Source organism: Moraxella oculi, assembly GCF_023336735.1.
GTDB lineage: Bacteria > Pseudomonadota > Gammaproteobacteria > Pseudomonadales > Moraxellaceae > Moraxella > Moraxella oculi.
On record NZ_JAMBAQ010000027.1, the window covers coordinates 1 to 7503 of the forward strand.

At 34.6% G+C, this 7503-nt stretch carries 10 protein-coding genes and 2 pseudogenes; all 12 read right to left on the reverse strand.

Translation table 11 applies throughout. The features are described from left to right. Positions 1-452: 452 nt before the first annotated feature. The gene (locus tag M2R47_RS08725) at positions 453-836 is read right to left on the reverse strand and encodes a hypothetical protein (RefSeq protein WP_249102139.1); all 384 of its coding nucleotides are present in this window, start codon (positions 834-836) and stop codon (positions 453-455) included. Further along, complete coding sequence (locus M2R47_RS08730; protein ID WP_249102142.1) at positions 833-1243, reverse strand: hypothetical protein; 411 nt, start codon at positions 1241-1243, stop codon at positions 833-835. Before M2R47_RS08730 ends, M2R47_RS08725 begins: the two co-directional genes overlap by 4 nt. A gap of 189 nt (positions 1244-1432) precedes the next feature. After that, positions 1433-2087, reverse strand: a pseudogene (locus M2R47_RS08735) (IS1595 family transposase). 64 nt (positions 2088-2151) lie between these two features. Continuing rightward, the gene (locus M2R47_RS08740) at positions 2152-2625 is read right to left on the reverse strand and encodes a hypothetical protein (protein ID WP_249102143.1); all 474 of its coding nucleotides are present in this window, start codon (positions 2623-2625) and stop codon (positions 2152-2154) included. 1 nt (position 2626) lies between these two features. Next, positions 2627-3016 (reverse strand): adhesin, encoded by a 390-nt coding sequence (locus M2R47_RS08745; protein WP_249102154.1) that lies wholly within the window; start codon positions 3014-3016, stop codon positions 2627-2629. 30 nt (positions 3017-3046) lie between these two features. Continuing rightward, positions 3047-3121 (reverse strand): annotated as a pseudogene (locus tag M2R47_RS09660) (hypothetical protein); the annotation flags it as partial. Continuing rightward, a complete protein-coding gene (locus M2R47_RS08755) occupies positions 3118-3456 on the reverse strand; it encodes a hypothetical protein (RefSeq protein ID WP_249102160.1) in 339 nt (112 codons plus the stop codon). The pseudogene M2R47_RS09660 and the gene M2R47_RS08755, both read right to left, overlap by 4 nt. After that, positions 3453-3998, reverse strand: coding sequence for a polymorphic toxin-type HINT domain-containing protein (locus tag M2R47_RS08760; protein ID WP_080947368.1), 546 nt, complete (start codon positions 3996-3998; stop codon positions 3453-3455). The genes M2R47_RS08755 and M2R47_RS08760 overlap by 4 nt, the downstream gene beginning before the upstream one ends. Before the next feature lie 42 nt (positions 3999-4040). After that, the gene (locus tag M2R47_RS08765) at positions 4041-4487 is read right to left on the reverse strand and encodes a hypothetical protein (protein ID WP_046701462.1); all 447 of its coding nucleotides are present in this window, start codon (positions 4485-4487) and stop codon (positions 4041-4043) included. An 8-nt stretch (positions 4488-4495) separates the two neighbouring features. After that, entirely contained in the window at positions 4496-4822 is a 327-nt protein-coding gene (locus M2R47_RS08770) for a hypothetical protein (RefSeq protein WP_249102163.1), read from the reverse strand. An 81-nt stretch (positions 4823-4903) separates the two neighbouring features. Then, positions 4904-5563 (reverse strand): hypothetical protein, encoded by a 660-nt coding sequence (locus tag M2R47_RS08775; RefSeq protein WP_046697194.1) that lies wholly within the window; start codon positions 5561-5563, stop codon positions 4904-4906. Next, the coding region (locus M2R47_RS08780) for a polymorphic toxin-type HINT domain-containing protein (RefSeq protein ID WP_249102166.1) at positions 5563-7503 on the reverse strand (1941 nt) is incomplete at its 5' end. The genes M2R47_RS08775 and M2R47_RS08780, both read right to left, overlap by 1 nt.

Here is a 7503-nt window from a genome sequence, read left to right on the forward strand (position 1 = left end):
ATCTGCCAGATTTAGGGTGAAAAAATAGCTTTTGTTTGGTTCGTAATGTCGGCGATATTTCATGTCATCATACAAATAAAGGTATAGGGCTGGCAAAGTAACCTAAATTCAATAAGTTACACCGCAAATGTTGGGTTTCACATTCGTTCAACCCAACCTACGAGCTTCTTGATTATTTCTATCAAGCAGTATCATGCCTTGTTCTAATAAGGAGGCTTTTAGCTAACCAATACCTTCCACCTAAAATGAATGTTCTTTAGTGGTTTTAAAGGTTTTCTTTCTTGGTTAAAAGTGGCATATTGAATGGTATGAGCCAAAACCTGTTGATAGGTTTTAGTTTGTGTAACATCTATCATGGTTTCTTGGCACCAGTTCTGGAGGGATTGATTGGTTAATACGCATCAGTCGAGTTTACCAGTTTTTTATTTGCATAATCAGAAAAAATCAGGGATTTAAAATACAATTTTGTCATCATTGGACTTTTCTTCATTTAAAGATACTTCCTGAATTTCACTATTTCCAGATATCTTATAATATCCATTAAAATCATCATATGGAACAAAAAATGTGTCATTATGGTATTCTGAAAAATGCTTTAACTTGTCTAAGAATACAGAAAGATATATCTCTGCTCTATAAATCTGAAGTAAACTTTTTACAGAACCGCAAACATCTGATATAACGCATAAACATTCTATGTCGTCATCAATCAAAATTTCACTTAATTCACATAGTCGACAAACAAATATTTTTTCTTCATCTAAACAAAAAATATTTTGCATTAAATATTTAGCTTTACTTACATCGTATTTATTGTCAGAATAAAAATCTATCATTTGTTTAACTCTTGAAATATTTCTAAAACTTTATTTTGGGTAGTTTTATCTATACCCATATTACTCAATATCTGCTTGGATTTTTGACTATCACCAAATTGATTATAAACCCCCAATACTTTGTACTCAGCTCTATTTAAGGTATAAAATCCTGTGCCAGATATGGGGTGCAGTGTACCGTCATGATGCCCATAAATCCTACCATTGACATGGAACTGGTTATTTATAATGGTTGCTTTTCCATCTCTAATTGCTTGAACATCGGCAGAAATATCTACAGCTTTTCTGTTAACAACAGTATTTTTCTCTTTTGCAACACTCTTTTGAGTTACTTTATCTGCATAATGTCTTGTATTGATGGTTTTTAAATTGCTCAAATCACAACAATCCGCATTATGCACCCACACACCTACCTTGCCAACATGTAGGTGTGGAAGTCATCAACTTCGATATTATAGACGGCGTCGGTGTGGTTTGGAATAAGAAATTGGCTTAATACTTCTACTTCTTGATTATTTCTATCAAGCAGTATCATCCCTTGTTTTAATAAATGAAAAGTTCTAGATAATTTTTCTAGGGGCTGACGTAGATAAACCCTAAATTCCACACCACTTTCTCAAAGTTTTCAGTTTTTGTGATGGTGTGCCGTAATTAAATCTAAACTCACATTCTTTTAAAAATAAATGAAAGTGCTTTTTGTCAATGCCGTTGTATTTTCTAAGAATGCGTTTAGACTGAGACCAAAAGTTTTCTATGCCATTGATGTGATTGTGATTCTGGGCAAATTCTTTTGAATGGTTTATTCTAAAATGCTTAAAATCATTGACATCAAGTGCATTATAACTTGGGTAAGTGTCTGTGCAAATAATGCTGTCAGGTTTGACTTTACTTGCAATGATGGGCATAAGTGTATCTGTTTTAGTGTCTTTTACCACAACAGTATAAACTCTACCATTACGCTTTAAAATGCCAAATACAGCCGTTTTACCACCAGCACCACGACCACGCTTACCTTTACGTCTTCCACCAAAATAGCTTTCATCAAGTTCTATCTCACTGTCAAAAAGTGTTTGAGCTTCAAGACTAAGATGATACTCTATGATAAGGCGTAGTTTATGATAAAATAGTATGGCTGAATTGTACTTAAATGCCAAGTAAATCTGCTGAGGTTCTGGCAGTAACTTCTGCAACAAAAAATTCAAGCAGTTTAAGCTGTACTTTTTTACTTAGTTTACAACGAGTTAGCTTCATTTTTGTAGTGTAACATGATTGCTAATCTACGTCAGCCCCCTTTTTCTATTTAGTTCAATTAACATTATTTCAGAACAGGAAGCCGATGTATTAAACTCTCAAAAGATCCCCTTGCTAATCTTAATTCTTTATATGTAGAACCCAAGTCAAATGAATAAAATATCCTTTCAGTTTTTCCGCTAAATCCAATATAAATAACCAGGCATCCATAGGAATAATCATCTGATGCTATTCCAGTTAATTCTGTTGTCTCTATGGAAATTAAATTTGGTAACTCAAGATTATTTAATAATTCTATATCAAATTCTTTTTCACCAAACTCCTGCCCTGTTGTACCGCCACTATAATAGGGTTCTGTTATACTATTTTTTAAATTTGAAAAAATAGTGTGTAAATTATAATTGTCCAATGGCTCTTTTGGGTACCATACTCCATCAAAATAAAATGAAACACTGCCAAAGTCAGAACCTAAATTTTTATTTAGGCACCATTTTATGCCAATTTTTTTCAAAGGATCAAACAATTCATACGTTGTCATATTATTTTAACCTTTTATTACTTTTATGCTCTGGAAATAACTTTTTCAAAGTAGCCTTTTGTTCATTTGTGAGTTGTAATGGAGCTGATTTATCAGCTGTTGAACCAGCCCAGTGCCAACCATCAGGAGAGTTAGAATTCATAAAACGGTGTATATCACCATTTTCATCAACAGAAAATCTTTGTTTTCCAATTATTTTACTTTCTTCAAATAATTCAAAAGAGTTTCTCGGCTCAATACCAGCATTCGGACGATTTCCTGTTTGACCTAATGTATGTTTTGGGTTTGACTTATAAGTTTCACCAATTTTTTCCGACTTTTTAGCTTCAGCAACTGGCAAAGGAGACGTTTTAACATCAACCCCATAACAATCCGCATTATGCACCCACACACCCAATCTACCCACATGATAGGTGTGGAAGTCGTCTACTTCAATGTTGTAGACGGTGTCGGTGTGGTTTGGAATCAGAAATTGACTTAGGACTTCTACTGCTATTTTAGATAAATTTCAATATCGTCCTGAAAGTCAGATATTGCACCATCATACAAACCCTCACCATTTAAATTGTTTATATACGAAATTATATCATCATTGATATAACCATCTATTCTTACCATATGACTGCATGCTTTTATACAGGCATTCTTTATAAGATTATTTTGGCAGTTTCTTAAAACATCTCCAATAAAATAATGCAATCCCTCTCTATCTTTGCAATACAAAGAAGCACCAATAATACCCTCAATCGCTTTTTTGTTATCATTCGTGTCTATGTATTTTTTTAACTCATTGAAATCTATTTCTTGAGGTAGTTGATAAATATTACTCATTTTATTTTACCTTTTTTGTTTACCAATCCACTACCAATCAGTACATTTTTCATTTCCTGAGTTAGCTCATCCCAGGTTCTAACATGACCATGATAGATATTATCAATGGTTTTATCAAAAATAACAAACTCCCCTGTACTCTTATCTACAGCTATTCTTCTATCAGAAGTATCTTTGATTTTTATAGATACATCCAACATTTGCTGAGGATTAGTTGGAGCTTTTGATTTTACTGCATTACCGACACTACCATGATAAGGTGCTGCTTCATATTTCAAATCACAACAATCCGCATTATGCACCCACACACCCAATCTACCCACATGATAGGTGTGGAAGTCATCTACTTCAATGTTGTAAACAGTATCAGTACGGTTTGGAATAAGAAATTGGCTTAAGACTTCAACTTCTTGATTATTTCTATCAAGCAGTATCATCCCTTGTTCTAGCAAGGAGGCTTTTAGCCAGCCTGTGTCTTTGATCCAAAAGGGGTGTTCTGCTGTGGTTTGTAGGGTTTCTGTTTGTCCTTTTTTGTTTTTAATGAGTGCAACACATAGGTTAAGTTAGCGATGGCATAGCTCAGTCTATATGCTAAGAATTTCACATTCTTGAATAAAATTTAATATAAAAGATTTAAAATCATCTAATTCTACCCAAAAATTAAATGCTATAAAATATCCGATTTCTTCTCCATTGGTAAATATGCCAGTAGGCATTTTTATTTCCACCCATAGTGTATCTGAATTTGACTTATATACGTCTAATGTCATAAACATATCTATAGGATAGATATCAAAAATAATCTCTGTTTCTTCTAAAAATTTTTCAATATTATTAAGATTTTCATATTCTCTTTTAATATAATCTAAATTTTTATGAGAAATATACTTGTCATTAATAGATGTATGCTTATAGTCAATTTTAATAATACTTGTACTTAAGCATACATCGCATAAAAAACCAAAGTTATCTTTCTTTATTGGTTTAAGTATAAATTCTAAATTATTTTCTCTATTTTTTAAAATAGCCATTTCTCACCTTAATCTAAAGGAACACCAGAAAAACCACCATTATTGTTAAGCATACGCATCACTGCTCGTCTGTTGGGTAGATTGGTTTTTGATTCATTTCCACCAACAGCTGTTACTAGTTGCCCATCTTTATTAACAATAATCACATCATAAGAACTGTCTTGTTTTTTCTTAACATAAACAGTTAGACCTCCTGGCTGATAACCTTTTTCGCTATAATTATTTACAATATCATTGACTTTTTCTTGGGTAAAGCCACGCTCATGAAATCTTTGGTTTCCATGGGTAGTTCCATCTACTCTAACCCCACAACACTCATCATTATGTACCCACACACCCAATCTACCCACATGATAGGTGTGAAAGTCATCACTTCAATATTATAAACGGTGTTGGTATAACGATATTACAATCAATTATGGCAAAAAATGGATAAAATCAAAAATTTGTGCATTTTTTTCACCAAAAATATCATAACTTTTTTGTTTATTATGATACTTTTTGTAATATGACATGGCTACAATCTTCTTTTGAATAATTGAAATATTTGATTTGTCGCCAATCGACAAATAATTTTCAAAATCATCAAAATCATCTAACATATAATAAAAATCCAAGTCTTTGGATAAAATATCAAATTTAATCAAATCATTTTCATCCAGTCTAAAAATATGCGTCAAGGCAATATCTTGAACTGAAACACTTTCAGATTTTACTAGCAGTTCTATATATAAAATATAATCAATATCCCTATCCATCACATACAATAAACTCTCAGCAAAATAAAAATTAGCTCTATCATAGCCTTTTTGTATTGCTCTAATAATTATATCAGCTATTTTGTTTTTATTCTCTTTCATAAAGTCTCTTGAAGCATTCTCAAGAATATAAGAAAGAGCAAAAATTACCGAATAATTATCAGACTTTGACATTATCTCTAAATAATATATTGAGTTATCAATATTATCAATAAATATCAATATTTCCAGTAATTCAGAATACATATCACTATTAAACTCATATTGATTTGAGATAATTTTTTCAAAACCATCTTTGATTAAAAGAATATCTTTCATCACTCTAACTCCTTTAACATGCTATTAACTTTATCCAAAATTCCTTGCTCCATTTTTATCCTATCATTATGTCGTTTATCTAATCTACCACCAAATTTTGGTTTTTCTGCTTTTCTAACTTTAATACTATGTTCCAAAATTGCCTTTGCTTTTAACAATTCATCTTTATTATAACCTATACCCAATATCAATTGCTTGAGTTCAGGCTCTGTAATATTATGAAGTTTTCCTGTCCCCCTTGCTGATTTTTCAACATGAGATTCAAGTGTAGAAAGGGCAACCCCACAACAATCCGCATTATGCACCCACACACCCAATCTACCCACATGATAGGTGTGAAAGTCATCTACTTCAATATTATAAACGGTATCAGTGTGGTTGGGTAGTACAAACTGGCTTATAACTTCAACTTCTTGATTGTTTCTATCAAGCAGTATCATACCTTGTTCTAATAAGGAGGCTTTTAGCCAGCCTGTGTCTTTGATCCAAAAGGGGTGTTCTGCTGTGGTTTGTAGGGTTTCTATATCGCCTTGATGGTTTTTGACTGTGACTTGGAAAATGGGCTGGTTGGGTGTGGCTTTGGTGGCAACAACAGGACGATAGCCATATTCTAGGGTAATGTCATTTCTTGTCCAAATCAGTTCACCACCTGTGAAGGTCTCAATGGCTTTTAAGCCTTCTGATGTTTCAATAAGCGTGCCTGCGGTGAAACAGACGGTGCCATTGGTGCAGGTAGCTTTAGTTTGGGTGGCGTTTCTCTGCTCCGCTTGAACCGCCTTTACTTCTTTTTGTATATTGGCTTTTTTACCAGACTTAACTGCCTTTAAGACTTTTCCAGCTTTATTAACAGGTATCTGTAATGCAGAAGCCAAAACCGCCTGTTTTTCAGCATCGGTTTTAGCATTTTTATATGCATTAGCCAATTCCAAGGAATCCAAGACAGGGAGTGCAATAGAGAATGCCTCTTTGATCACCAATGCCTCTTCATTACTAATTTGTATTCTATCCGATGGATGTCCATAAAATCTCGCATCATTATTATTCTCCACCCCCACTTTCCCAATCTCAGCCCCACCGACCGCATCGGTGGTGCTGTCATCAGTTGCTGTATAGATGGCTGTCGCAGTGGCTAGGTTTAGAATGCTGACGATGGTGTCTTTTTGCTCTTGGGTTAGGTCTTTTGGATCTTTACCTTGATATAGGTAGTTTGCTAAAACCTTAGCACCTGCTTCATTGCTCACGGCAGAGATGGTGCCTGTTGTGATGTCATTACCAGTAGAATAGCTTACCGCAGCACCCAGTACGGCATGAGCCAGTAGGTGTTGCAGGCTTTGTTCTTCTGGTCTGCTACCATTGTCTGTTTGGTTTTTGAGTTCGTTGTTTTTAAACGCTTGACCAATCCGATAAGCAAGCTCAGGGCTTACCGTTCTTGAGACATCGCCTATGATACCATTTGAGTTAGGAGCGTACAAGGCGGAGGTGATGCCATCGAAGATTCTTAGCTTTTGTTCGATGTCTTGGGCCTGTTGTACAAATTCTTCTTTTCTTGGGTCGTCATCTGACAGCTTTTCTGCTTGTTTGCGATAGCCTCCTGCTTTTTTAGCAAATTCACTTCTAATGGCACGGCGTTCAGCATCAAATGCTTGGGTGATGCTTGTCTGAGCCCCAAGCTCTGTTAACACCCGCTCCTTATCAAAGTCATTAGCAATGATTTGATTTAGCTCATCTTGCACTTCTGGTTGGTTGAAGTTTTCTGTATTGATGTGGCTAAGTCCTGCTTGGTCTGTGATGGCAGAGTGGGTGGTGCTGGTTTTATGGGTTGGGGTTATTGTACCATAGCCTAAGCCTTGTAGGGCAGGTTTTGCTTTGCCATTTGGATTGCTGGTGTTTGCACCAATACCAATGCCAACACTGATGGCATCACCTTGATAATTTAGGTG